General features: G+C 63.8%; 24 protein-coding genes. 8 read left to right on the top strand and 16 right to left on the bottom strand.

Features of this window, described 5'->3' with window-relative positions; translation table 11 throughout:
• Position 1 precedes the first annotated feature (1 nt).
• From KHP60_RS10360 to KHP60_RS10340, 5 genes are read left to right on the top strand one after another with little or no spacing between them, the layout of a single operon-like run.
• Positions 2-406, top strand: coding sequence for a cytidine deaminase (locus KHP60_RS10360; RefSeq protein WP_213563818.1), 405 nt, complete (start codon positions 2-4; stop codon positions 404-406).
• A gap of 56 nt (positions 407-462) precedes the next feature.
• Positions 463-1,284 (top strand): purine-nucleoside phosphorylase, encoded by an 822-nt coding sequence (locus KHP60_RS10355; protein ID WP_213563817.1) that lies wholly within the window; start codon positions 463-465, stop codon positions 1,282-1,284.
• Positions 1,277-2,038, top strand: a complete 762-nt coding sequence (gene deoC, locus KHP60_RS10350; protein ID WP_213563816.1) for a deoxyribose-phosphate aldolase — start codon at positions 1,277-1,279, stop codon at positions 2,036-2,038. Before KHP60_RS10355 ends, deoC begins: the two co-directional genes overlap by 8 nt.
• 1 nt (position 2,039) lies before the next feature.
• Entirely contained in the window at positions 2,040-3,362 is a 1,323-nt protein-coding gene (gene deoA / locus KHP60_RS10345; RefSeq protein ID WP_213563815.1) for a thymidine phosphorylase, read from the top strand.
• Positions 3,359-4,300, top strand: a complete 942-nt coding sequence (locus KHP60_RS10340) for a glyoxylate/hydroxypyruvate reductase A (RefSeq protein WP_213563814.1) — start codon at positions 3,359-3,361, stop codon at positions 4,298-4,300. Before deoA ends, KHP60_RS10340 begins: the two co-directional genes overlap by 4 nt.
• Before the next feature lie 11 nt (positions 4,301-4,311).
• Here KHP60_RS10340 and KHP60_RS10335 read toward each other — a convergent pair whose 3' ends face one another.
• The 16 genes from KHP60_RS10335 to KHP60_RS10260 all read right to left on the bottom strand — a co-directional run bounded on the left by KHP60_RS10335 (position 4,312) and on the right by KHP60_RS10260 (position 23,287).
• Positions 4,312-5,076, bottom strand: coding sequence for a sulfite exporter TauE/SafE family protein (locus KHP60_RS10335; protein ID WP_213563813.1), 765 nt, complete (start codon positions 5,074-5,076; stop codon positions 4,312-4,314).
• On the bottom strand, positions 5,076-5,924 hold the full coding sequence (locus KHP60_RS10330; protein WP_213563812.1) for a C40 family peptidase: 849 nt from the start codon (positions 5,922-5,924) through the stop codon (positions 5,076-5,078). The genes KHP60_RS10335 and KHP60_RS10330 overlap by 1 nt, the downstream gene beginning before the upstream one ends.
• Positions 5,925-5,986: 62 nt before the next feature.
• On the bottom strand, positions 5,987-7,369 hold the full coding sequence (locus KHP60_RS10325; RefSeq protein WP_213563811.1) for a M17 family metallopeptidase: 1,383 nt from the start codon (positions 7,367-7,369) through the stop codon (positions 5,987-5,989).
• Between the two features lie 296 nt (positions 7,370-7,665).
• Complete coding sequence (locus KHP60_RS10320; protein WP_213563810.1) at positions 7,666-8,568, bottom strand: 2-dehydro-3-deoxygalactonokinase; 903 nt, start codon at positions 8,566-8,568, stop codon at positions 7,666-7,668.
• Between the two features lie 47 nt (positions 8,569-8,615).
• Positions 8,616-9,245, bottom strand: coding sequence for a uracil phosphoribosyltransferase (gene upp, locus KHP60_RS10315; protein ID WP_213563809.1), 630 nt, complete (start codon positions 9,243-9,245; stop codon positions 8,616-8,618).
• A gap of 36 nt (positions 9,246-9,281) precedes the next feature.
• Positions 9,282-10,556 (bottom strand): URC4/urg3 family protein, encoded by a 1,275-nt coding sequence (locus tag KHP60_RS10310; protein WP_213563808.1) that lies wholly within the window; start codon positions 10,554-10,556, stop codon positions 9,282-9,284.
• 213 nt (positions 10,557-10,769) lie between these two features.
• Positions 10,770-12,032, bottom strand: coding sequence for a GTP cyclohydrolase II (locus KHP60_RS10305; protein WP_213563807.1), 1,263 nt, complete (start codon positions 12,030-12,032; stop codon positions 10,770-10,772).
• A 259-nt stretch (positions 12,033-12,291) separates the two neighbouring features.
• Positions 12,292-13,512, bottom strand: a complete 1,221-nt coding sequence (locus tag KHP60_RS10300; RefSeq protein ID WP_213563806.1) for a phosphopentomutase — start codon at positions 13,510-13,512, stop codon at positions 12,292-12,294.
• Between the two features lie 13 nt (positions 13,513-13,525).
• On the bottom strand, positions 13,526-14,563 hold the full coding sequence (locus KHP60_RS10295) for a cation diffusion facilitator family transporter (RefSeq protein ID WP_213563856.1): 1,038 nt from the start codon (positions 14,561-14,563) through the stop codon (positions 13,526-13,528).
• Between the two features lie 17 nt (positions 14,564-14,580).
• Positions 14,581-16,209, bottom strand: a complete 1,629-nt coding sequence (locus KHP60_RS10290) for an ABC transporter ATP-binding protein (RefSeq protein WP_213563805.1) — start codon at positions 16,207-16,209, stop codon at positions 14,581-14,583.
• Positions 16,206-17,369 (bottom strand): ABC transporter permease, encoded by a 1,164-nt coding sequence (locus KHP60_RS10285; RefSeq protein ID WP_213563804.1) that lies wholly within the window; start codon positions 17,367-17,369, stop codon positions 16,206-16,208. Before KHP60_RS10285 ends, KHP60_RS10290 begins: the two co-directional genes overlap by 4 nt.
• A gap of 1 nt (position 17,370) precedes the next feature.
• Entirely contained in the window at positions 17,371-18,480 is a 1,110-nt protein-coding gene (locus tag KHP60_RS10280; protein ID WP_213563803.1) for a microcin C ABC transporter permease YejB, read from the bottom strand.
• The gene (locus KHP60_RS10275; RefSeq protein WP_213563802.1) at positions 18,480-18,848 is read right to left on the bottom strand and encodes a DUF4260 domain-containing protein; all 369 of its coding nucleotides are present in this window, start codon (positions 18,846-18,848) and stop codon (positions 18,480-18,482) included. The genes KHP60_RS10280 and KHP60_RS10275 overlap by 1 nt, the downstream gene beginning before the upstream one ends.
• Positions 18,849-18,887: 39 nt before the next feature.
• The gene (locus KHP60_RS10270; protein ID WP_213563801.1) at positions 18,888-20,750 is read right to left on the bottom strand and encodes an extracellular solute-binding protein; all 1,863 of its coding nucleotides are present in this window, start codon (positions 20,748-20,750) and stop codon (positions 18,888-18,890) included.
• Positions 20,747-22,591, bottom strand: a complete 1,845-nt coding sequence (locus KHP60_RS10265; RefSeq protein WP_213563800.1) for an extracellular solute-binding protein — start codon at positions 22,589-22,591, stop codon at positions 20,747-20,749. Before KHP60_RS10265 ends, KHP60_RS10270 begins: the two co-directional genes overlap by 4 nt.
• Positions 22,592-22,744: 153 nt before the next feature.
• Complete coding sequence (locus tag KHP60_RS10260) at positions 22,745-23,287, bottom strand: cytochrome c family protein (RefSeq protein WP_311924855.1); 543 nt, start codon at positions 23,285-23,287, stop codon at positions 22,745-22,747.
• 276 nt (positions 23,288-23,563) lie between these two features.
• Between KHP60_RS10260 and KHP60_RS10255 the strand changes: the two genes are divergently transcribed.
• The 3 genes from KHP60_RS10255 to KHP60_RS10245 all read left to right on the top strand — a co-directional run bounded on the left by KHP60_RS10255 (position 23,564) and on the right by KHP60_RS10245 (position 25,795).
• A complete protein-coding gene (locus KHP60_RS10255; protein WP_213563799.1) occupies positions 23,564-24,352 on the top strand; it encodes a 3-deoxy-manno-octulosonate cytidylyltransferase in 789 nt (262 codons plus the stop codon).
• A gap of 64 nt (positions 24,353-24,416) precedes the next feature.
• Positions 24,417-25,271, top strand: a complete 855-nt coding sequence (locus tag KHP60_RS10250; protein WP_249688674.1) for a prephenate dehydratase — start codon at positions 24,417-24,419, stop codon at positions 25,269-25,271.
• Positions 25,268-25,795 (top strand): GNAT family N-acetyltransferase, encoded by a 528-nt coding sequence (locus KHP60_RS10245; protein WP_213563798.1) that lies wholly within the window; start codon positions 25,268-25,270, stop codon positions 25,793-25,795. The genes KHP60_RS10250 and KHP60_RS10245 overlap by 4 nt, the downstream gene beginning before the upstream one ends.
• The last annotated feature ends 88 nt before the right edge of the window (positions 25,796-25,883 follow it).

The following is a 25,883-nucleotide window of genomic DNA, read 5'->3' as shown; positions in this document are numbered from 1 at the left end:
CATGGCATCGTTGGACACCCTGTTCGAGGCCGCCAAGGCCATCCAGGCCAAGGCCTATGCACCATACTCGCGCTTCAAGGTGGGCGCGGCGATCGCCACGCCGGACGGTCGGATTTTTACTGGATGCAACGTGGAGAATGCGGCTTACCCGGTCGGCTCCTGTGCGGAAGCCGGCGCCATCTCGGCCATGATCGTGGGCGGCGAAAGCCGCATCGCTGAGATCGTCGTGATGGGTGACGGTGAGCATCTCGTCACCCCCTGCGGCGGCTGCCGCCAGCGCATCCGCGAGTTTGCGGGTCCCGACACGCCCATTCACATTGCGGGCCCTGAGGGAATTCGAAAACGCTTTACGCTCGCCGAACTGTTGCCCTTCTCCTTCGGGCCGGACAATCTGACGGATCGATAGATCGATCCGAACCATTGCGACAATGAAAGGAAGGCCTGCGTTTCAGGCCTGAAACGATGACGATGCACCAGTTGATTCAAGAAGCGGCCGAGTTCGTACGCGCCCGCGGCTTCGACGGCCATTTCGATGCAGCCTTCGTGCTCGGCACGGGGCTCGGCACCCTCGTCGACGAGGTCGGCGATGCCGTGAGCCTGCCTTATGCCGATATTCCGCATTTCCCGAAAAGCGGTGTCTCCGGCCACGCCGGCAAGCTTGTGGCCGGCACGCTCGAAGGCAAGCGGGTGCTACTGTTCCAGGGTCGTGCGCATTATTACGAGACGGGCGATGCTGGCGCCATGCGTCTTCCGATAGCTTTCGTGAAGGAACTCGGCGTTCCGGTGCTGGTCGCCACCAACGCCGCCGGTTCGGTGCGCGCCGATATCCGTCCGGGAAGCCTGGTCGCCATCAACGATCACCTCAATCTCTCGGGCGGTAATCCGCTGCTGCGCGATCACACCGAGGGGCGCTTCGTCTCGCTCACCAACGCCTACGACACGGATCTTCGCCAGGTTCTTCAACGGGCCGCAGAGAAGAGCGGCATCGATCTGCCGGAAGGCGTTTATGCCTGGTTATCCGGCCCGAGCTTCGAGACGCCGGCCGAAATCAGGATGGTGCAGATCCTCGGCGGCGATCTGGTCGGCATGTCCACAGTGCCGGAGGTCATCCTCGCGCGCTACTACGGCCTGAAGGTGGTCGCCATCTCCGTCGTCACGAACCTTGCTGCCGGGATCGAAGGCGCTTCGCCTTCGCACCAGGAAACCAAGGATACGGCGGCGGAAGCGTCAGAGAAGTTCAAGCGTCTCATCCGTTCCTTCGTTGCGGAGCTGCCCCATGTCTGATTCGCATATAGCGACTCGCGCCCTGCGCAGTCTCGATCTCACCGAACTTAACGAGACCTGCAACGATCAGGCCATCGACGCCTTGTGCAAGAAGGCGCTCGACCCACATGGGCCTGTGGCTGCGGTCTGCGTGTGGCCGCAATTCGTGAAGCGTTCGCAGGAGAACCTCAGGGGCTCACCCGTTCGCATCGCCACGGTGGTGAACTTCCCTGCCGGCGGCGAGGATGTGAGCCGCGTGACGGACGATACGCAGGAAGCGCTCTCGGATGGCGCCAACGAGATCGATCTCGTGCTGCCATACGAAGCCCTGCGCCGAGGCGATCTCGCGGTGGCAACCGAGATGGTGGAAGCCGTGCGCGATCTCGTCGATCAGGGGCGCCTGCTGAAGGTGATCCTGGAAACCGGCGAACTGACGGATCCGCAGCTGATCGAAACGGCGAGCCGCATCGCCATCGATGCGGGAGCGGATTTCATCAAGACCTCGACCGGCAAGACACCGGTTTCGGCAACACCCGAGGCCGCCGAGATCATGCTTAACGCCATCAAGGCTTCGGGCCGGCCCGTCGGCATCAAGCCCTCCGGCGGGATCCGCACCGTTGCGGACGCGAAGATCTATCTCGATCTCGCCGACCGCATCATGGGTTCGGGCTGGGCGACGCCGCGAACATTCCGCATCGGCGCGAGCAGCGTCTACGAGGCGCTCATCGCTGCCATCGAAGAACGGGCCGGCACGACGGCCACCGGAACGTACTGACATGACGCTTCTTCCGCAGGAAATCATCCGCCAAAAGCGCGACGGCGGCACGCTCGATCCGGCGCATATCGAGCACTTCATCGAGGGACTCACCGCAGGTCGCGTCACCGAAGGCCAGGCGGCATCCTTCGCCATGGCGATATTCTTCCAGGGCCTCTCCGTGCCGGAGCGCGTGGCGTTGACGCGCGCGATGATGAATTCCGGCACGGTGCTAACCTGGGATCTGCCGGGTCCCGTGCTCGACAAGCATTCGACCGGGGGCGTCGGCGATACGGTGAGCCTCGCGCTCGGTCCTGCGGTTGCGGCCTGCGGCGGCTATGTGCCGATGATTTCCGGGCGCGGGCTCGGCCACACGGGCGGCACCCTCGACAAGTTCGATTCCATTCCGGGCTATGTCACGCAACCCGATATCGACACGTTCCGCCGTGTCACGCGTGAGGTCGGCTGCGCCATCATCGGCCAGACCGCCGATCTCGCGCCTGCCGACAAGCGCCTCTATGCGATCCGCGACGTGACCGCGACGGTTGAATCCATTGATCTCATCACCGCATCGATTTTATCGAAGAAATTGGCGGCCGGGCTGCACGGCCTCGTGATGGATGTGAAGTTCGGCTCCGGCGCCTTCATGGACAATGCCGAGGATGCGCGAAAGCTCGCCGAGAGCCTCGTCCTCGTCGCCAATGGCGCGGGCCTGCCCACGAGCGCGCTTCTCACCGATATGAACGAGTCGCTGGCTTCGAGCGCCGGCAATGCGGTCGAGATGGCTTATGCGGTCGATTACCTGACGGGACGCCGCCGTGAGACGCGCTTCCACGAGGTGACGGTGGAGCTCTCCGCCGAGATGCTGCTGCTCGGCAAGCTCGCTGCCACCATCGAGGAGGCCCGTGCCAAGATCGAGCACGCGATTTCGTCCGGCAAGGCCGCCGAGGTCTTCCAGCGCATGGTCGCGGCCTTGGGTGGCCCGAGCGATTTTCTGGAGAATCACAAAAGCCACCTGCAGGCAGCACCGATCATCAAGGCTGTCCACGCCGAGCGTCCCGGCACCGTGCAGGCGGTTGCCGCGCGCGATATAGGCGTGGCCGTTGTTGCGCTCGGCGGCGGCCGCACGCGGCCGCAGGATCCGATCGATCATGCGGTGGGACTTACCGAGCTTGCCGCCATCGGCGAGGCCGTCGACGCCTCACGTCCCCTCGCCGTCGTGCATGCGCGCAGCGAAGAAGCGGCGGAGGAGGCCGCTCGCGCGGTACGCGCCGCCTACACGATCGGTGACGGCAAGGCTGCTCCGGGGCCAAGCATTCTCGAACGGATCGGAGCAACCGCATGAGCCTTCTCGTTGCCGTCACCTGGGAGACGCAGCCCTGGGTCGAGCGCTTCACGCGCCACCTGCCGGACTGGGACATCGTGGTGCTGGACGAGGATTTCGACAGGAGTGCTATACGCTATGTAGCGACCTGGGGACCGAAGCCGGGAAGCTTGTCCAACCTGCCCAACCTCGAAGCGATTTTCTCGCTCGGCGCAGGCGTCGATCACCTGATGAGCTACCCCGACCTGCCCGATGTGCCGATCGTGCGCGTGGCGCAGGACGATCTCACCCATCGCATGAGCGAATACATGGTGCTGCATTGCCTCATGTATCTGCGTGACCAGCGCCGCTTCGACGAGGATCAGAAGGCGAAGCGCTGGAAGCCCGATGGGGCTCCACCGATTGCTGGCGACGTGCGCATCGGCATCATGGGCTTCGGCGTGCTGGGGCAGGATGCGGCGCGCAAGCTGAAGACGATGGGCTTCGATGTGGCCGGCTGGAGCCGTACGCCGAAATCCGTCGAAGGTTTCCAGGTGTATGCGGGCGAAGAGAGGCTCACGCCGTTCCTGAACCGCACCGACATTCTCATCGCCCTCATGCCATTGACGCCGGACACGCAAGGCATCCTCAGCCGCTCCCTGTTCGAGAAGCTGGCGCGTGATGGCAAGCTCGGTGGGCCGATCCTGATCAATGCTGGGCGCGGCAAGCTGCAGGTCGAGGCCGACATTCTCTCCTGCCTCGACGACGGGACCCTGAAGGCCGCGACACTCGACGTGTTCGAGACCGAACCGCTGCCGGAGGGCTCGCCGCTCTGGACTCACCCACGCGTGACGATCACGCCGCATAACTCGGCGACGAGCGAGCCGGAAGCGACGGCGCGCTACATCGCGCAGCAGATCAGTCGTCATGAGGCGGGGGAGGCGTTCGAGAATACGGTGGATCGGGCGCGAGGGTATTGAGGGGTGGAGTGTTAAATTAACCCATAGCCTTTCAATCCGTCCCATAAAAGCTTGAGCGCTGTCAGGGTAAGAAGGCCGTAGCAGAGACGATAAAGCTGCTTCTGATTGATGTGCTCATGCAGCTGAAATCCGGCCCATACACCAACTGGAATGAACGGCAGACATAGCAGCATCAGGCTCCAGAGCTCAGCGCCTGGGCGAGCAAGCACCAACCATGGCAGGGCCTTCATCAGGTTTCCGGCCGCGAAGAAGCTGCTGGTTGTGCCGGCATAAACAGCTTTTGGAAGTCCAAGCGGGAGAAGATACATGGCGACTGGCGGACCACCTGAATGGGCCATCATCGAGGTGATGCCTGAGGTTGTTCCGGCGAGTACGGCTTTCACTTTGGAGCGAGACTGTTCGACGACTTGGCCGCCGCGGCGAAACCACAGGATTGTGAAAGCCAGAGTGATCAACGCAATGAGAATGGCAACGGCGCTTCGGTCCGCTACTTTCATCACGAGGAAGCCCAGAGCCGTACCGCAGGCGAGGCTCGGCAGAAGCAACAAAAGGTCAATTCTCGACCAAGTCTTGGGACGCCAGTAGTAGAGCGCAACCACATCCATCAGCACGAAGAGAGGAGCCAGCAATGCGCCTGCGATGATAGGATCCATCACGAGCGACAAAACTGGGATGCCTATAATGGCCAAGCCGCCGCCGAATGCCCCTTTCATGAAGGCAATAACGAAGACGCCAAAAGCAGCAATCAGAAAGATGAATGGATCAGGAAGGATCATCAAAGCCGCTTGATCGAACTGATCGGCCCGTAGCTCGTCCGGCGGATTCGTTCCTCGGCGACCGCCAAGGGTTCGATCATCACGGTCATGCTGTGGCCGGTAGCGTGGATGAAGTTCGTCGCGTCCATCATCAGGCCCACATGGCCTTTCCAGAAGACGAGATCGCCGCGCTCAAGGCTGCTCAGATCCGCCTTCACCTCGATGGGCGTGCCGAGCTCACGCTCCTGCATGTCGCTGTCGCGCGGGGCCCCGATACCGGCAGCCGTCAGCACGGTCTGGGCCAGCCCGGAGCAATCGATGCCGAGGCTCGTCTTGCCGCCCCAGAGATAGGGCGTGTGCAGGAGGCGCTCGGCCACGCTCACGTAATCCGCCTCGAAGACATCGAGCCCGCTCAGGTGCGCGGCATAGACCCACCCGCCAGTGGCAAGTCGAGCGTAATCGCCCTGTGTCTCCGTGACGGCGACCTTGGAATTCAGGGTCAGGTAATCCTGAAACGGCAGCTTCAGGTTCGGCCCCGGATAGATGAAGGTGCGGATTGCGCGGACCTTGTGGGTCGGCTGCGGTCCGGGCTCGCCCAGGGCAACACTCGGCAGGTAACCCACGTAGCGATCTTCGTGGAGCTGAACCCAGGCCCAGCCCTCGTGTTCGTCATAGACGGTCACGCTTTCCCCGAAGATCGCCTGCGTGTCGACGGGCGCCTCGCGGGAGGGATGGCGATGCAGGGGCGAGAAGGTCGAGACCACCCGCTTGACAGTGCCTGTCGTGAAGCGTTCGGCCTCGACCAGTCCGCGCAGGCGCTCATCGGCCAGATCGGCACGAACGGGCGTGATGCGGCGGTCGAAACTCATCGGGGCATTTCCTGAACGAACATGTTGTCTTCTACCCTGTCGGAGGGATTTCCGCCATCGGTTCAGTCACCATAGCGTTCCTTCAGGAGAGCATACATCGCACGCGCCGCCTGGACCTCGCCGCCCTCGGGTCGCGCAGGCCTGGTGGAGCTGTTCCAGGCGAAGATATCGAAATGCACATGTGCCTTCGCGGCCGACACGAAGCGGCGCAGGAACAGGGCGGCGGTGATCGAGCCACCCATGGGGCCGCCGGTGTTGTTCATGTCGGCGAACTTGGAATCGAGCTGGCTCTGATAGGGTGCCCAGAGCGGCATGCGCCACACCGGATCGTTCACTGCGGTGCCATGGCGGGCGATGTCGGCGGCGAGCGCATCGTCATCGGTGTAGAAGGGCGGCAGCTCGGGGCCGAGCGCCACGCGGGCAGCTCCCGTGAGCGTCGCGAAGTCGACGAGGAGATCGGGGCTCTCCTCGTCCGCCAGCGCCAGGGCATCCGCCAGGATGAGCCGACCTTCCGCATCCGTGTTGCCGATTTCAACGGATATGCCCTTGCGGCTCGGCAGGATGTCGCCGGGGCGGAAGGCGTTGCTGGAGATGGAATTTTCAACAGCCGGAATGAGCACGCGCAGGCGCACGGGAAGCTTGGCATCCATGATCATGGATGCAAGCGCGAGGGCCGCCGCCGCGCCGCCCATGTCCTTGCGCATGAGCAGCATCGAGGAGGCGGGCTTGATGTCGAGGCCGCCGGTATCGAAGGCGACGCCCTTGCCGACGAGCGTGATGCGCGGCGCATCCACTTGGCCCCAGATGAAATCGATGAGGCGCGGCGGCGTCACGGAGGCGCGGCCGACCGCGTGGATCATGGGAAAATTCTGTTTCAGCAGATCTTCGCCGATGATGCTGGTGAAGAGGGCGCCATGCCGCTCCGCCAATTGACGTGCGGCAGCTTCGATGCCGTCGGGGCCGAGATCGCTGGTCGGCGTGTTGACGAGATCGCGGCTTGCCACGACCGCATTCGCGATGTGCGAGACCTCTTCGGCGTCGACGCCCGTCGGGCTCACGAGGCGAACGGCCTTCTCACTGCGCTTGCGGTAGCGGTCGAAGCTGTAGGCGCCCAGCAGCCAAGCAAGAGTCGCCAGCGTCGGGTTCTGTGCTTCCGTTGCGAAGCGATAGACGCCATCCGGCAATAGGGTCGGGAGCTTGCCGACGAGAAACGGATCGTTGTGCCTGGCATCCGCACCGTTGAGGCCGAAGGCGACGCCCAGGAGCTCGCCGTCGGCATCCGGGAGCAGGCAGTGGCTCCCGGCCTTGCCCTCAAATCCTTGAGCCTTCGCAAAGCCCTGTGCGATCGGCGGAAGCTGCCCGGCGATATCCGCCCATGTCTGTTCGGTCACCAGCCAGATGGGCTTTGAGGTATCGGTTGCCGGTGCGAGGAGAGGATGGGGCATGGGTTTGACCTGAACGGTTAAGAGTGATCGCTTGAGGTGAGGTTTTAAGGGGTGAAGCAGCGTGTGTCACCCTGGACGGGGCGTAAGCGAAGATCCGGGATCGATTGCGGGACGAGGCGTTTGAACCATCACCGTCACCCCCGTGTGGCGGGAATCCATAACCACCGTTTCGGCAGAATGTGGAACCGCCAGTGGTTATGGATTCCGGATTCCGCTTACGCGGCCCCGGAACGACAGTGCCTTGTTCCGCACGCGATCTCGGGTTTTGCTGCGCCGACCTGGGATGACACTGAGAGCTACCCCAACGCGTGCTGCCGTATGATCCGCGCGAGGCCGGCGATCAGAGCCTGTAACGTATCCTTCGTCTCAGCCTTGATGCCGTGACGCTTGAGGGCGTGGACATAGAGTTCCGCGCGCTCCGGTGCGGCCAGGATGGTGACGGAGGCGGGACGGCCGAATTGCGCCAGGGCCCCGTTGATTTCGTCGCCCGTAAGCAGGCCTGACAGATACGGCGCAAGCAGGTTGCTGTTCATCCGGCCGGAGACCACGGATGCGCGCGCGCTGAACAGAAGATGCAGCAGGCCGACCCTTTTCTCCCCGCTGTTGCATTCGGCCGCATCCATCCCGAGATCGAAGCCTTTCGGGTCTTCCGGCTCGGTGGCCGGGCGGCCGATCATGGAGTGCTCGCGCAGCAGCCCGTACATCTCACCGGTCATGTAGGTGGCGAAGCGCTCGATGCGGCCGTTCTTCATCTCGATCCATTTCGGATGGGTGCCGGCCGAACAGATCAATCCGTTCTCGATGCCTGCACCCAGGACCAGCGTTTCCTCGCCACGCATCACGTCGGCTGCGCCGGGAGAGGGCTCGCAGAACAGGCCGGGGATGATGTAGCCCTTGCGGCCGCTCTCCAGATCCACCGGCGCGAGCGCCTGGGCGATTTCGGCCGGGCCTGCGGGGCAGGTGGCGTACGGCGCCTCGACCCAGCCTTCGCGGCTTCCCACCATGCCGACGAGAAGGACCGGTGCTTCTGGCTCGGCTTTAAGCCAGTGCCCGCATTGACGCAGGAAGACGTCGCGGTGCTGACCCTTCTGCAGAGCTGAGACACCTTCATTCGACGAGACCTGATCGAGAATGGTCTCGTTCTCGATCAGATAGCCACGAAAGCGGGTCGTTCCCCAATCGGCGACGATGAAGCGCAAGGCGGATGATCCCTCATTGGAACTGCGAAAGGAAATCGCCTGAAGCGTCAGCGCGTTCCATACATCCGGTCACCGGCATCGCCGAGACCCGGTACGATATAGCCGTGATCGTTGAGGCGCTCGTCGATGGAGGCGGTCCAGATATGCACGTCCGGATGCGAGCCGCGCAGCTTCTCGATTCCCTCGGGCGCTGCGAGCAGGCAGACGAAGCGCAGATCCTTGGCGCCGCGCTCCTTCAGCCGGTCGATGGCGGCCACGGCCGAGTTCGCGGTCGCCAGCATGGGATCGAGCACCAGCACCATGCGATCGGCGAGATCGGACGGGGCTTTGAAGTAATATTCGACGGCCTGGAGCGATTCCGGATCGCGATAGAGGCCGATATGGGCGACGCGGGCGGCGGGAACCAGCGTGAGCATGCCGTCGAGGAAGCCGACGCCGGCGCGCAGGATAGGGGCGAAAACGAGCTTCTTGCCGGCGATCTGCGCGCCTTCCATCTTCGTCATCGGAGTCTCGATCTGAATGCGCTCTATGGGCAGGTCGCGGGTGACCTCGTAGCAGAGCAGCATGCCGATCTCGTTGAGGAGCTGGCGGAAGCCCTTCGTCGAGCGTTCCTTGTCCCGCATCAGGGTCAGCTTGTGCTGAACCAGCGGATGATCGACCACCGTGACGCCCTGCATGTTTTTTCCCTCTTCAATCGTCGTATGCTGATTCATCTAAAACACCGTCCCGTCACTGATCACGCTGAGAGGGGGCGAGCCGTCGCCGCGCTTCTCCTTTGCAAGCCTCCGCCCCGTCGCCCAGGTGCCACCTTCCAGCACCTTGGCCAGGGGAAAGTCCCCTGCTGCGAATCCCAGCTTCGTGCGGATCGGCTCGGCAATGCGGTCGAGAAGGGCGACCGTCAAGGCCCGCCACTCGACGACGAGCTGCGAATCCACCGCATGGGCACGCGCGGCATCCGCCGGATCCTTCAGGGTGATCACCCCCATATCGAGAAAAAGTCCGCCATTGCGATATTCGGGCAGGCCGGTGAGACCGTCGATATCGATGACGGTGAAACCGGCCAATTCGAGCGGCTCGATCAGCGAGTAGGAGAGCCACTGGGACAGTTTGTGGAAGGGGATGAGCCCCCTCGTGGCATCCGGCGCCTCGATCAGAGGATGGCGCCAGGTATCGCCGAGATCCACGCCGCCCAGTGTGATGCGGCCAGGCCAGATGGGACCGAGATGGGTGAGTAGCGCCTCCAGGATCGAGGTCGCCTTGATCTCGTCATTCTCGGCGGTCGCAGCGATGACGTCGAACAGACCGCCTGGCCTCGGATCGTCGACCTGCCCGAAGATGTCAGGGTTCGTCGGGACTACGCGCCCCAGACGATTGAGGAGAGCGGCGCGGCCTTCGAGCCCGACGAGCGGGTTGTCGGCGGAGACCTGGAAACCGGAGGCGAGATCGTCGGCGGTCAGCGTCATCAGCACATCCGCATCGACGCGGAAAGGATCTTCCGGCCTGCTCGAGAAGGCTCCGCTCACGAACATGTCGAAGCTTGCGACCGCTAGTCCCTCGGAACGGATGTAGGATTCTCCGGTGCGGCCCTCCTCGTAGCGCCACTGCGCGCCCGCGCCGGCATCGAGCAGGACGGACACGATGGCGAGATCGAAGGCGGAACGGGCCATGTCGGCGGCGCCCTCCCAGGGGGCCCCGTGCATCACCGCATCCCAGCGGTCGTGGCCTCCGGCGGAGAAATGGCGCCAGCGGGCGTGGAAGGGAATGTCGAGGGAGGGATAAGCCTGGCGGATCGTGGTCACGACCTCGCCGGCACAGGGTTCGAGCCGCTCGAGATCCACGGTGAAATGCTTGAGGCGACCCTCAAGGCCTGCTTGCAGAAGCTGATGCGACCGCTCCCGCACCGCTGCGGCGGATAACAGGCTTTGGGCGGCTTGGGTTTCCGGAGAAAGGTTGGGCTGATCCGTCACGCAGGGCTCCGCTGCTCTCATGCCGAGAGCGATAGCACAGTCTCGGCCGAGCGCAGCATTCCGGCGCTCAGCCGTTTGACGAGAAGGTTAAGGCCGAAGCATCGGACCCAAAAGTGGTTTCCATTTCTGGGAATTGTCCGATGCCCGATCCGTTGAGCAGCGCATCGCTCAGGACGGATAACCTGGCCACTTTTCACTGGCGTGGCCCTTCGGGTCCGCACGATGCGCTCGGCGTCAGAACCGCTCCAGGTCGCGGCCCTTCACCTGGTTCAGCTCGGCCACGTCCGGCGCGCCGTCCGGTGTGTAATAGCCTGCGGCCTTCTTGGCTTCCAGCTCCACCTGTGCATCCGGCGGCACCAGCTCGGCCGGGATCGGCACGCGCTCGACCACCTCGATGCCCGAGCCGGTGATGGCATCGTATTTCATGTTGGACATGGACATGAGCCGGTCGATGCGGCGGATGCCGAGCCAGTGCAGCACATCGGGCATGAGCTGCTGGAAGCGCGCATCCTGCACGCCGGCGACGCATTCCGTACGTTCGAAATAGGTGGACGCCTGGTCTCCGCCCTCCTGCCGCTTGCGGGCATTATAGACGAGGAACTTGGTGACCTCGCCAAGCGCGCGGCCTTCCTTGCGGTTGTAGGCGATCACGCCGACGCCGCCACCTTGGGCCTCACGGACGCATTCCTCGATGCCGTGCACGAGATAGGGCCGGCAGGTGCAGATGTCGGAGCCGAACACGTCGGAGCCGTTGCACTCGTCATGGACCCGGCAGGCGATGCGGGTCTTGGGATCGCTCAGGCGCGAGACGTCGCCAACCACGTAGACCGTGATGTTGCCGATGGGCGGCAGGAACACGCTCATATCGGGGCGGGTGACGAGTTCCGGGAACATGCCGCCGGTCTGCTCGAACAGGGTGCGGCGCAGTTCACCCTCGGAGCAGCCGAAGCGCTGGGCGATGCCAGGCAGATGCCAGACCGGATCGACCGCGATCTTCGTCACCGATATGTCGCCCGATTCATGCAGGAAGCCACCGTCGGCCTTCAGGCGCTTCGCCCCCATGGCGCCAAGGATCTCGGGCATGTTGAGGCGTGCCTTGGTGACCGCGATGCTAGGGCGGATGTCGAGGCCGCCGGCGATCTCGTCCTTGTAGATCTCGCCCACCATATGGCCCCAGGGGTCGAGGGACACGATCTTGCCCGGCTCGAACCATTGCGGATGCGGGCCGATCTCGGCAGTCGGGTGCGTATTGTGAAGATCGGGCCGCGTCAGCGGGTTGAGCGCCCGGGCGGAGATCGCCAGCGCCCGGTAGAGGGAGTAGGAGCCGCCATGGGCGCCGATCACGTTACGGTCGGCCGGATGGGTCACGGTGCCGACGATCGGGCCCCGGACCTGCGGGTCCTCGGCCCCCCATTTGATCGGATGCTTGATGGTACCAGCGTTCGGCTCGGGATGGGAGGTGAGCCGGATATGGGTCGAGCGGTTAGGCGAGCTCATGAACAATCTTCCACGCGAAAACGGGAAGACTCCCTCAACTGATCGTCGGAGAGCCTCCACACGATCTTTGGAAGACTGATCCAAAGTTTCGGTGCCGTCAATGGCACTGGGGAAGGGTGCGGCAGCTTGGCCTTTTCCCGGGACTTTCTGCAACGGTTCTTACGTCATCACCGGCCTTGTGCCGGTGATCCCGATTGGACGAGCTCGGCGCATCACCTAATCGGGATGGCCGGGACAAGCCCGGCCATGACTTGCAGGCTTAGAGCCAAGACGTTCCCTTGCCTTTATTGGGAACCCTCAGATGAGTGAGCACGCTCGCCCCGATATCGGCAAAGCTCTTGCGCCGGCCGATGGGGCGCTGCGTCACACCCTGCCCGAAACTCAGGATCGGCACGTGCTCGCGGGTGTGGTCGGAGCCCTGCCATGACGGGTCATTGCCATGGTCGGCGGTGATGATGACGAGGTCGCCGTCCCTAAGGGCAGCTTCGATCTCTGGAACGCGCCGGTCGAAGGCCTCGAGCGCGGCGGCGTAGCCCGGGATGTCACGGCGATGGCCGAACTCGCTGTCGAAATCGACCAGATTGGCGAAGACGAAGCCGCCATCCGGCAGATCCTTCAAGGCCTCGATGGCGGCTGAGAGGCAGGCCTCGTTGCCGTTCGGCTTCACCTCCCGGCCCGTGCTGCGATGGGCGAAGATGTCTCCGATCTTGCCGACGGTCACGACCGAGCGCCCCGCCATGTCGAGCGTGTCGAGGATGGTGTCGGCCGGGGGCGGCGTGGCGAAATCCTTGCGGTTGCCGGTGCGCTTGAAGCCACTCTCCGGTGAGCCGACGAAGGGACGGGCGATCACGCGGCCGATCTTGTATGCGTCGCAGAGCTCGCGTCCGATCTGGCAGAGATCGTACAGCCGCTGCAATCCGAAAGTCTCCTCGTGAGCCGCGATCTGCAGAACGCTGTCCACGGAGGTGTAAACGATGGGCTTGCCGCTGCGCACATGCTCCGCCCCGAACTCGTCGATGACGACAGTGCCGGAGGCATGCTTGTTGCCGAGCAGGCCGGCAAGATCGCCGCGTTCGATGAGCGCCGCCGTCAGCTCCTCCGGGAAAGTCGGGATGGTGTTGGGGAAATAGCCCCAGTCGAAGGTCACCGGGACGCCGGCGATTTCCCAATGGCCCGAGGGCGTGTCCTTGCCCTTGGAGGTCTCGACGCCATAGCCCCAGGCGCCTTTCAAAGCTCCTTGCGGCGCCAGGTCGGGAGGGAGGCGTCCCGTCGAGGCCTCAACGGTAAGACCGAGGCCGAGCGCCGTCATGTTGGGCAGGTGAATCGGACCCTGGCGTAGACCGGCCTGATCGCCCCGGCCCGCGGCGCAGGCCTCGGCAATATGCCCCACCGTATCGGCGCCGGCATCGCCATAGGCAGCCGCATCCTCCGCGCCGCCGATACCGACGGAATCGAGCACGATGAGAAGAGCGCGAGGCATCAGCAAAAGTCCTTCAAGCCGCTTGAATCATGACTGATACGTCATCGCGGCGAAAGATGCGATGGCCCGCGCTTATGGGGGTGTCCCCATGAGCGTGTGTCTCATGGGCACGTTCTTGGTGATCGAGCGGGCATTCCGCGCCGTGCTCATGAGAGCCGGGTCGGTGGATCTCGATTTGAAGGGTCGAATGCCCGATGCCGAAACGGGCCTTCAGTTCCTGCTGCGCCTGCGCCAGAAACCGGTCGCCCGGATGTCCGCCCGGCAGGACGAGATGCGCCGTCAGCGCCGTCTCGGTGGTGCTCACCGCCCAGACATGGAGGTGATGGACGCGGGCGACGCCCGGCATCGCCTCAAGGGCTTTCCTGACCTCCGGCACGGCGATGCCGCGCGGCACGCCCTGCAATGAGAGCGTCAGGGATTGCTTCAGCAATCCCCAGGTGCCCCAGACGATGACGGCCCCGATGACGAGGCTGAGGACCGGATCGATCCAGTTCGCGCCCGTCCAGAGAATGGCGAGGCCGCCGAGAACCACGCCGAGGGACACGGCGGCATCCGCCACCATGTGCAGGAAGGCGCCGCGGATGTTGAGATCGTGCTGGCCACCCATGAAGAGGAAAGCGGTGAACCCGTTCACGACGATGCCGATGCCCGCCACGATCATCATGGTGATGGCGGCAACCGGCGGCGGTTCGATCAGCCGCTCGACGGATTCCCAGACGATGCCGCCCACAGCCACCAGCAGGAGGAGGGCATTGAAGAGCGCCGCCAGAATCGAGCTCGAGCGCAGACCATAGGTGAAGCGTTCCGTCGGACCACGCCGCGCGAGCAGGGCCGCGCCCCAGGCGATTGCGAGGCCAAGGACATCGCTCAAGTTATGCCCGGCATCGGAGAGCAGGGCCATGGAATCGGCCCAGAAGCCGTATCCGGCCTCGATGCCCACGAAGGCGAGGTTGAGCGCGATGCCGATGGCAAAGGCGCGCCCGTGAGTGGTCTGCGGGGCATGGGAGTGCCCGTGATGGTGATGATCTGCCGAGTGGTGATGCGAATGCATGATCGGAGCGTTCAAGCCTATTCTCGAACGGCGTTCGACGCCGCCGTTTCGAGATTGAAGGCAGCGGCGAAGAGCACCTTGGTGTAATCGGTGCGAGGTGCCGCGAAGATGTTCTCGGCGGATCCTTCCTCGACGATCTTGCCGTTCTGCATCACCACTACGTGGTTCGCGAGCGCCCGCACCACCTTGAGATCGTGGCTGATGAACATGTAGGCAAGGTTGCGCCGCTTCTGGAGATCGCGCAGCAGTTCGACGATCTGCGCCTGCACCGACATGTCGAGCGCCGAGGTGGGCTCGTCGAGCATGATGAACTGAGGCTCGAGTGCCATTGCGCGGGCGATGGCGATGCGCTGGCGCTGGCCGCCGGAGAACTCGTGCGGGTAGCGGTCCATGGTGGAGGGGTCGAGGCCGACATCGTCAAGAGCCTTGGCGACGATCTCACGGCGCTGGGCGTAAGTGAGCCCCTTGTTCTGGACGAGCAGCCCTTCCTCGACGATTTCGGCAATCGACATGCGCGGCGAGAGGGACCCGTAAGGATCCTGAAAAACCACTTGCAGATCCTTGCGCATCGGGCGGATCTCATTTGAGCGCATGCCGTCGATGCGGTTGCCGAGAAAGACGATGGGGCCTTCCGATTGCACGAGGCGCAGGATGGCAAGCCCCAGCGTCGTCTTGCCGGAGCCGGATTCGCCCACGACGCCGACGGTCTCGCCCCTGCGCACGCGCACGGAGACGCCATCGACCGCCTTCACATGGCCAACGGTTTTCTGGAAGAAGCCGCGCTTGATCGGAAACCACACCTTGATCGGCCCGGCGTCGACGATGACCGGCGCATCCTTCGCAACCGGATTGGCACGGCCTTTCGGCTCGGCGGCCAGAAGTCTCTGCGTATAGGGATGCTGCGGGCTGCCGAACACTTCGGCGACCGCGCCCTGCTCGACGATCTTGCCATTGAGCATCACACAGACCCGGTCGGCGATCTTTCTCACGATACCGAGATCGTGCGTGATGAAGAGCATCGACATGTTGAGCCTGCTCTTCAGCTCGGCGAGCAGCTTCAGGATCTGTGCCTGTACGGTCACGTCGAGCGCGGTGGTGGGCTCGTCGGCGATGAAGAGGTCAGGCTCGTTGGCGAGCGCCATGGCGATCATCACGCGCTGGCGCTGGCCGCCGGAGAGCTGATGCGGATAGGCGCCCAACCGGCTTTCGGCGTCGCGGATGCCGACGAGATGAAAGAGCTCGAGCGTGCGGGCGCGTGCCTGGCGGTCGGAAAGACCACGGTGGAGCTTGAGGATCTCACCGACCTGCCGCTCGATGGTGTGGAGCGGATTGAGCGAGGTCATCGGCTCCTGGAACACCATGGTGATGTCGTCGCCGCGCACCCGGCGCATCTCGTCCTCGTTCGCCGCGATCAGATCCTTGCCTTTGAACAGGATGCGTCCCGACGGGTGATGCGCGGACGGGTAGGGCAGGAGCTTGAGTGCCGACAGGGCCGTGACGGATTTTCCGGAGCCCGACTCGCCGACCAGCGCCACCGTCTCGCCCGGCATGACATCGAACGACACGCGATCGACCGCCAGCATGTCGCCGCCGCCCTGGCGGAAGGCGACGGAGAGGTCCTGGACGGAGAGGAGGGGCTCGGTCATCGAAACGTCTTCCGCGGGTCGAAGGCGTCGCGGACCGCTTCGCCGATGAAGATGAGGAGGCTGAGCATGATGGCGATCACGAAGAAGCCGGCGAGGCCGAGCCAAGGCGCCTGAAGGTTGGCCTTGCCCTGCGCGAGCAGCTCGCCGAGCGACGGTGAGCCGGGCGGCAGGCCAAAGCCGAGGAAGTCGAGGGAGGTGAGCGTCGTGATCGATCCGTTGATGATGAACGGCATGAAGGTCAGCGTCGCCACCATGGCGTTCGGAAGGAGGTGCTTGAACATGATGGTGCTGTTGGAGAGCCCCAAAGCCCGTGCCGCGCGCACATACTCGAAATTTCTGGCGCGCAGGAACTCGGCACGCACGACGCCCACCAGGGAGACCCACGAAAAGAGCAGCAGGATGCCGAGCAGCACGAAGAAGCTCGGCGTGATCACTGCCGAGATGATGATGAGCAGGTAGAGCGACGGAATCGCGGTCCAGATCTCGATGAAGCGCTGGAACAAAAGATCGGTCCAGCCGCCGTAATAGCCCTGCACGGCTCCGGCGAGAACGCCGATGATGGACGAGATGCCTGCAAGCGTGAGGCCGAACAGAACCGAGATGCGGAAACCGTAGATGAGGCGCGCGACGACGTCGCGGCCCTGGTCGTCCGTGCCGAGCCAGTTCCACTCGATGTCCTTGCAGCCCGTACCGCCGGTGCGCTCCGCAATGGGGCGGCACTGCTCGTCGGTGAGCATCCATGTGGGCGGCGCAGGCGCCGGGACGGGAAGGTCCAGATTGTGCGTCGTGTAGGAGAAGCGAACCGGTGCCCAGAGCAGCCAGCCGTTCTCCCGGATCTCCTTGGCGATGACCGGGTCGCGGTAATCGGTCTGAGCCAGGAACCCGCCGAACTTCTCCTCCGGATAATTCACGAAGGCGGGATAGAGCAGCTCGCCCTTGTAGGAGGCGAGGATCGGCTTGTCGTTGGCGATCAGCTCCGCGAACAGGCTGAGCACGAACAGGACCATGAAGATCCAGAACGACCAGTAACCGCGGCGGTTGGCCTTGAAGTTTTCGAGCCGTCGCCGGTTGAGCGGTGAGAGCGTGATGAAGCCTTGCCTGGGCAGTGGAGGCGCGACGGGCGAGGAGGCCGGGGAGGCGACAGGAATGGTCTCGTTCATCTCACGCCTCCCTGGTCTCGAAATCGATGCGCGGATCGATCCACGTATAGGTGAGGTCCGAGAGCAGGTTCACCGCCAGGCCTACCAGAGAGAAGATGTAGAGATTGGCGAAGACGACCGGATAGTCGCGGTTGACGATGGACTCGAAGGAGAGCAGGCCCAGGCCATCGAGGGAGAAGATCGTCTCGATGAGGAGCGCGCCGGCAAAGAAGGCGCCGATGAAAGCTCCGGGGAAGCCGGCGATCACGATCAGCATGGCATTGCGGAAGACGTGGCCGTAGAGAACCTGCCGCTCGGACAGGCCCTTCATGCGCGCGGTGAGCACGTATTGCTTGCGGATCTCGTCGAGGAACGAGTTCTTCGTCAGCAGGGTCGAGGTGGCAAAGGCTCCGAGCGCCATGGCGGTGATGGGCAGCACCAGATGCCAGAAGTAATCGGCGATCTGTATGTACCAGGGCATAAGGGCCCAGTTCTCGGAGGTGAGACCGCGCAGAGGGAAAATCTGCCAGAACGAGCCGCCGGCAAACAGCACGATCAGGAGGATCGCGAACAGGAAGCCGGGGATCGCATAGCCGATGATGACGATGGCCGAGGTCCAGATGTCGAAGGAGGAGCCGTCGCGCATGGCTTTTTTAATGCCGAGGGGAATCGAAATCGCATAGGACAGGAGCGTCATCCACAAGCCCAGACTAATCGAGACGGGCAGCTTCTCCTTGATAAGCACCAGCACCGAGATGTCGCGGAAATAGCTCTTGCCGAAATCGAAGCGGGAGTAATCCCAGATCATCTTGAGAAAGCGCTCATGCGCCGGCTTGTCGAAGCCGAACTGCGCTTCCAGTTGCTTGATGAATTGCGGATCGAGGCCTTGGGCGCCGCGGTAGCGGGACGAGGAGGCATCGGCCGCGCCTGCGCCGCCGGGGCTCTGCGCTCCGAAGTCGCCTCCACCGCCGGAGATCCGCGAGGAGGCACCGGAATCCTGCCCCTGCAGCTGCGCGATGATGCGCTCGACAGGACCGCCGGGAGCGAACTGCACCAGAACGAAGGAGATGAGCATGATCCCAAGGATCGTAGGGATCATGAGAAGAATGCGGCGTGCGATATAAGCCAGCATCAAGCGCCTGCGGATTTATGGCCGATGCGGCCAAGGTGAGTGTCGTTGAAGCCGGATGCGTGTTTCAAGCCGTATCCCAACATGCGGTCGAGCCCGACATGCGCGGCCCAGACGGCAGCGAGACCGAGGCAAAGAGGAGCGTTCAGCATCAGCCCCCCACCGGCCAGGACGGCAAGACCAAGCGTGGAATGGAGAGCGTTGTAGATCACGGCTCCGGGCCTGGGACCCGCCGCATAGGCTGCAAAGCTCAGGTCCGGAGCAAGGAAGAGAATGGCATAGAGCCACCAGGAGAAGCCCGTATGGGCGAAAGCAGCCGTGGCCAGGACGAAGAGGGTCAGGCCCTCAAGGCGCAGAAGCAGGCGGGGCATGTCCGCCTCCCTGCGTGCCGTCAGCGTGGTGTCCAAGCCTTATCCTCTCCCGATCCGCTTCGCCTTTTCGGCATCGTACCACCAGGTTCCCGGCGCGCCCGAGGCAAAGCGGGGCTTGGTCTCCGGGCGCGAAAACTGATCCCAATAGGCCAGCCATTCGCTGGCCCGGTACCACATGGGCACCCAATAATGGCCTGAACGGAGAACCCGGTCCAGGGCACGGCAGGCGATGTTCAACTCCTGGCGCGACTTGGCGTTTCCGATCCGCTCGATCAGGGCATCGACGGCTGGATGGGCGATGCCGGCCAGGTTCTGTGCGCCCGGCGTCCGCGCGGCCTGCGAGCCGTAAACCGTTCGCAGGCTGTCGCCCGGCGTCGAAGAGCCGACCAGAGCGCGGCTCGTCATGTCGAAATCGTATTCGTTCAGGCGCTGCTGATACTGGGCCGCATCCACGATGCGCGACCGCGCATCGATGCCGAGTCGCTTCAGGTTGTTCTGGAAGGGCTGGGTGTGAGGCTGGAGCGAAGGCTGGAAATCGAGGAACTCGATGGTGAACGGCTGCCCGTTCGGCAGCTTCAGCACACCCCCGTCACGCTTGCAGCCGGCCTGTCGCAGGAGTTCGTCCGCTCGGCGCAGCAGCTGCCTGTCCTGTCCCGAGCCGTCGGAGACGGGCGGAAGAACGGGGTCTGCGAACACCGAGGCGGGAAGCTTGTCGCGGAACGGCTCGAGCAGCGCCAGCTCCTCCACTGATGGCTTGCTCACCGCCTTCATGTCGCTGTTCTCGAAGAACGAAGCCGTGCGCTTGTAGAGGCCGAACATGATGTTGGTGTTCGTCCACTCGAAATCGAAGGCGAGGCCGATGGCTTCGCGAATGCGCGGGTCCTTGAAGGTCTCGCGGCGCGTGTTGAAGTACCAGCCCTGGATGGAGGAGGGCGAGTCGTTCGAAATCTCCTCCTTCTTCACCTTGCCTTCGCGCACGGCCGGGAAATCGTATCCGGTCGTCCAGGTGCGGGAGGTGAACTCCTCGTGATAGTTGAGCGTGCCGTTCTTGAACGCCTCGAAGGCCACCGTGCGGTCGCGGAAATATTCGTAGCGGATGCGGTCGAAATTGTTCTGGCCCACATTCACCGGAAGATCCTTGGCCCAGTAATCCGGCACGCGGTCGAATTCGATGAAGCGACCCACCTCGAAACGGCCGACCTTGTAGGGACCTGACGCCAGCGGCGCTTCCAGCGTCGAGGCCTCGAAATCTTTTCCTTGCCAATACTTCTCCGAGAAGATCGGCATGCCGGCAACGATGAGATGCAGGTCGCGGCTGCGGTGCGGGGTGAACTGGACGCGCAGGATGTCCTCGGCCTCCGCCTCGGCCGAAGCCATCTGCGTCAGGAGCTGGGAGAAGACCGGATGACCCTTGGTCTTCAGGATGTTCAGCGAGAACGCCACATCCTTCGCGGTCAGCCGTGAGCCGTCGTGAAAGCGCGCTTCCGGACGTAGGGTGAAACGATAGGTGAGCTTGTCGTCGGAAATGCGCGCGCTTTTCGCAACAAGGCCATACAGCGCATCGGGCTCATCCGCCGAGCCCGCCATGAGGGTGTCGAAGGTGCCGGTCATGCCGGCGGCGCCGTCGCCGCGCAACACGAAGACGTTGAGCGTGTTGAAGGTGTCGAAATTCTGGTTGCCGGTGGTCTGCTTGATCTGGATCGCCAGCGTTCCGCCCTTCGGCGCCTCGGGATTGACGTAAGCGAAATGCTTGAAGTCCGGTGCCAGCTTCAGCTCGCCGAAGCTCGACAGGCCGTGCGCTTCCGTCTCGCCTTCCTGTGCGCGGCCGATGCGCGGCAGTACGGAAAGAGCGGCACCTGCCGCTCCCGTCTTGAGGATGGTGCGGCGGCTGATGGATCTCATCGCGGTGCTCCCGTCTTGGCCGCCTTGGCTTCGTCATACCACCAGATGGTCGGGAAGGCGGCTCCGCCGTAGCGCGGCATCGTCTCGGGATGACCGTAGCGGTTCCAGCGCGCGGTCCGCTGCTTCAGCGAGGTCCATTGCGGAACCACGTAATCGTGAGCGAGCAGAATGCGGTCGAGCGCCTTCGTCGCCGCCACCAGCTCGTCGCGGTCCTTGGCGAAGATGACCTTGTCGATCAGCGCGTCGACGCCGGGATCGGCAATGCCGGGAAGGTTGCGCGACCCCTCGCGCGTCGCAGCCTGGGAGCCCCAGAACTCACGCTGCTCGTTGCCCGGGGACAGACTCTGGGGCCAGAGGCCGGTGGCGACGTCGAAATCGAAGGCGCGGGTACGGTTGGTGTACTGCACGTCGTCCACGGTGCGCACCGTAGTGGCGATGCCGAGGCGGTCCAACGAGGCCTTGTAGGGCAGGAAGACGCGCTCCTCGTTGGGGCTGCTGCTGAGCAGTTCCGCGCTCAAGACCTCGCCCTTGGCGTTCACGCGGCGGCCGTTCTTCACCTCCCAGCCCGCTTCCTTGAGCAGCCGATCCGCCTCGCGCAGATTGTTGCGGATCGTCTCGGGCGAGTCGTTGACGGGATTCTTGTACGGCGTCGTGAAGACGGAGGCCGGGATCTTGTCGCGCACGCTTTCGAGAATTTCCAGTTCCTTTCCCTCGGGCAGGCCCGACGACGCGAGATCGAGCCCGTAGAAATAGCTCGAGGGCCGCTCGTAGAGCCCGTAGAAGATCGTCTTGTTCAGTTCCTCGAAGGGGAACGCGAGGTTGAAGGCTCTGCGGACACGCTGATCCTTGAATTTGTCGCGACGCATGTTGAGCACGAAAGCCTGCATCACGCCCGTGGCGCGGAACGGGAATTCTTCGAGGATCACGCGGCCTTCCTGGCGTGCCGGAAAGTCGTAGCCCACGGCCCAGTTGCGGGCACTGTTCTCCGTCCGGAAGTCGAGGCGGTCGCTCTTGAAGGCTTCGAGCAGCACCGTCGCATCGCGATAATACTCGTAGCGGATCTCGTCGAAGTTGTTCTGCCCGACATTCACGTTGATCTTCTCGCCCCAGTACTCCTTCATGCGCTCGTAGGATGCGTTGCGGCCGGTATCGAAACTCTTCAGGCGGTAAGGGCCGGAGCCGAGCGGCGGTTCGAGGGTGGTCTGCGTCACGTCGCGCTTGCGTCCGTCGGGGGCCGTGCCTTCCCACCAATGCTTCGGCAGGACCATCAGCTGTCCCATGATCTGCGGCAACTCGCGGTTGCCTTTCTCGTCGAAGGTGAACCTGACCTCACGCTCGCCGACCTTCTCCGCCTTGCTGACATTGGCATAGTAGAAAGCATAGGTCGGGCTGTTCGCCTTCAGGCTCTCGAACGAGAAGATGACGTCGTCCGCCGTCACCGGTCGTCCGTCGTGCCAGCGCGCCTCCGGGCGCAGGCGGAAGCTGACGAAGGAGTAATCGCCAGGATAGGAGAACGACTCGGCGAGCAGGCCGTAGGAGGCATTCGCCTCATCGAGAGCGGACGTGGTCAGGGTTTCGTAGATGAGGCCCAGCCCCTGCTCGGGGGAGCCCTTCACGCCGGCCACGACGATGTTGAAGCTGTCGAAGGTGCCGAGCGCCCCTAAGCGCACGAGCCCGCCCTTCGGGGCGTTCGGGTTGACATAGTCGAAGTGCGGGAAGCCTTGGGGGTATTTGGGCTCGTCGAGCAGGGCCGAACCATGCCGCCATGGCGCTTCCTGGGCTGCGACGGGAGTGAAGGCGAGGCAGGCAGCGAGGAGGCTCGGCAGAAGGGTGCGGATCACAAGGCGTCTCCTGAACGGACGAGGCGTCTGTCGTCCCGTTAGATTTTGTGCGGAACGAGGCGAGTGCAAGGGATAACGCCCAAACCCGCGAGTGCCTAAAAGAAAAGCCGGGCTTGGAGCCCGGCTTTCCGAAATGTGATGTCGTTCAAGCGCCTACTGGGCGGCCGGCAGCGGAACCGGGCTGTCGGAGAGGGTCCGCAGATAGGCCAGGATGTCGGCGCGCTCCTTGGCCTGGGCGACGCCCGCGAAGGCCATGATGGTGCCGGGGATGTCCTGCTTCGGGTTGTGAATGAAGGCGTACAGATCCTCGTAGGTCCAGTTTCCGCCATGGCCCTTCATGGCCGCGGAGTAGTTGAAGCCTTCATGCGAGGCGACCGGACGCCCGACGACCCCGTAAAGGTTCGGGCCGACCTTGTTCGCGCCGCCCTTCTCGAAGGTGTGGCAGGCCGCGCATTTCTTGGCGGAGTTCTGGCCCTTGGCCGGATCGGCGCTGGCCAGAAGGACCGGGAGCGGCTGCTCCGGCTCTGCGGGAGCGGCGGCTCCGCCGGCAGCGGCCTCTTCGGGAGCCGGAAGGTCATAACCAGGGACAGCGGGCTTATGGGGTGCAAACAGGCCGCCGGCGATAACGTTGACGCCGACCACGAAGAGAAGCGACCCGAAAACGGCGCCCGCGATCTTATTGGTCTCGATATTCATCAGTTAGGCTCTCCTCGCCTTCGTACACCGGCGAAATCAGCGCAGCAGAACGGATCCACGGGCGAGCGCCCGCGACAGGGCCGTTGCTTAGCCGTAGTCATGGGGTTTTGACAATGGGGTTTCCAGGAGTTTTCGCCGTTCTCGTGGTCGCAGCACGGGTCTCAAACGCCCGAGGATGGCTCAAGGTCCGTTTCCGGCCCAGGACAAACGGTCCCTGCCTTCCACTTTTCCGTCCGATGTTCTAAGGACCCGGATCTCATTCGAAAAAACCGCGTCATGTCCGATCCTCTCGTCCTCATTCCCGCCCGCCTTGCCGCAACCCGGCTGCCGAACAAGCCCCTGGCCGAGATCGCCGGCGAGCCCATGATCGTCCATGTGTGGCGCCGGGCCGTGGAGGCGGGAATCGGGCCTGTGGCCGTCGCGACGGACGCTCCCGAGATCGTCGAGGCGGTGACCAGGGCAGGAGGGCAGGCGGTCATGACCCGGACGGATCACGCCTCCGGCTCCGACCGCATCTTCGAGGCTGTGGAAAAGCTCGACCCGAATGGGCGGCACGATGTGGTCGTGAACGTCCAGGGCGACCTTCCGACGATCGACCCGGCCGCCATCGCGGCTTCCATCATCCCGCTCTCGGATCCGGCGGTCGACATCGCGACCCTCGTCGCCGTCATCGTCAGGGAGGAGGAGAGGACCAACCCCAACGTGGTGAAGATGGTGGGAAGCCCGGTGTCCCCCAGCCGGTTTCGCGCCCTCTACTTCACCCGCGCGACCGCGCCCTATGGGGATGGTCCGCTCTATCATCACATCGGTCTCTATGCATATCGCCGCAAAGCGCTGCAGCGTTTCGTCGGCCTCACGCCGTCTCCGCTGGAGATGCGCGAGAAGCTGGAGCAATTGCGGGCGCTCGAGGCCGGCATGCGCATCGATGCCGTCGTGGTCGACGACGTGCCGCTCGGCGTCGATATTCCTCACGATCTCGACAGGGCGCGCGAGATCCTCGCGGCCAGGGCCTCGGACCCAAAAGTGGCTTCCACTTTTGGGAGCGATCCGATGCCTCTTCTTTAACGCGGCGCATCGTTCAGGGCGTAAACCGGCACCACTTTTCCGCGCAATGCGCTAGGAGGCCATCATGAACAAGCTCATTTCGTTCCAAGGCGAATTGGGGGCCAATTCCCACACGGCCTGCTCGGAAGCCCGTCCCGACTGGGAGGCTCTGCCCTGTCCGACTTTCGAGGATGCGTTTGCTGCCGTGAACGAAGGGCCGGCGGATCTGGCGATGATCCCCATTGAGAACTCCATCGCCGGGCGGGTAGCCGACATCCACCATCTGCTGCCGACCTCCGGGCTGCATATCGTCGGTGAGTATTTCCTGCCGATCCACTTTCATCTCATGGCCATCCCTGATGCCGATCTCGGCACCGTCAAGGACGTCTACAGCCATGTCCATGCGCTGGGTCAGTGCCGCAAGATCATCCGCAAGCTCGGACTCAAGGCCCATGTGGCCGGCGACACGGCGGGCTCCGCGCGTGAGGTGGCGGAGTGGAAGGATCCGAGCCGGGCGTCACTCTCGCCCCGCATGGCGGCGGACATCTACGGCCTGAGGATCCTGGCGGAGAACGTGGAGGACGAGGCCCACAACACCACCCGCTTCGTCATTCTCTCCAAGACACCGTACTGGGCCCCCGCCGGACAGGGGCCGACCGTCACGTCGTTCGTCTTCCGTGTCCGCAACCTGCCCGCCGCGCTCTACAAGGCGCTGGGCGGCTTCGCGACGAACGGCATCAACATGACGAAGCTCGAGAGCTACATGCTCGAAGGCGAGTTCCTGGCCACCCAGTTCTATGCCGAGGTGGACGGACATCCGGAGGACACGAATCTCAAGCGGGCGCTGGAGGAGCTGGAATTCTTCTCCCGCGAGCTGCGCGTTCTCGGCGTCTACCCGGCCGACCCGTTCCGCGAGAAGATCAGGGAAGCGGCCGAGTGAGCATCCTCATCCGCGAGGCGGTTGAGGCGGACGTCGAAGGCATCGCCGGAGTCCACGTCCAGGGTTGGCGCGAATCCTACAAGGATTTCCTGTCGCCCGAGGCGCTCGCTGGCCTGTCCGTCGAGGAGCGGACGCGGATGTGGCAGGGCGCCTTCAGGCAGCCGAATCCGCGGGCCAGGCTACTTGTCGCTGAAACGGACGGGGGCGCGATCGTCGGCTTCGCGCGCGGCGGGCCGATCGGCCGCGAGAACGCCGATGTTCTCGGCACCGAGGCCGAGATCTTCGCGATCTACCTGCTCGACAAGGTCAAGCGCCAGGGCGTCGGCCGCAGGCTGATGGGCGGTGTTCTCGATCACCTCGCCGCCCACGGCTTCCGCTCTGTAGGCCTCTGGGTGTTGAAGCAGAACCTCCCGGCCCGTCGCTTCTACGAGGCCCTTGGCGGGACACCGGGAGCCGAGCAATCCTTCGACCTGCGCGGCCAGATGGTTGTCGAGGTCGCCTACCGTTTCGAGCTGACCCTTTAGGGACGCCGTCGCCGCCAAGTCATCCCGGTGGTCAGCAGGCCCGGATGGGAATCCCTCCGGAGCCTCGGGCTATGGATCCTCTTCCCCT

The organism is Microvirga sp. 3-52 (genome assembly GCF_018383585.1).
Taxonomy (GTDB): domain Bacteria; phylum Pseudomonadota; class Alphaproteobacteria; order Rhizobiales; family Beijerinckiaceae; genus Microvirga.
This window is presented reverse-complemented; position numbering and strand designations above follow the sequence as displayed.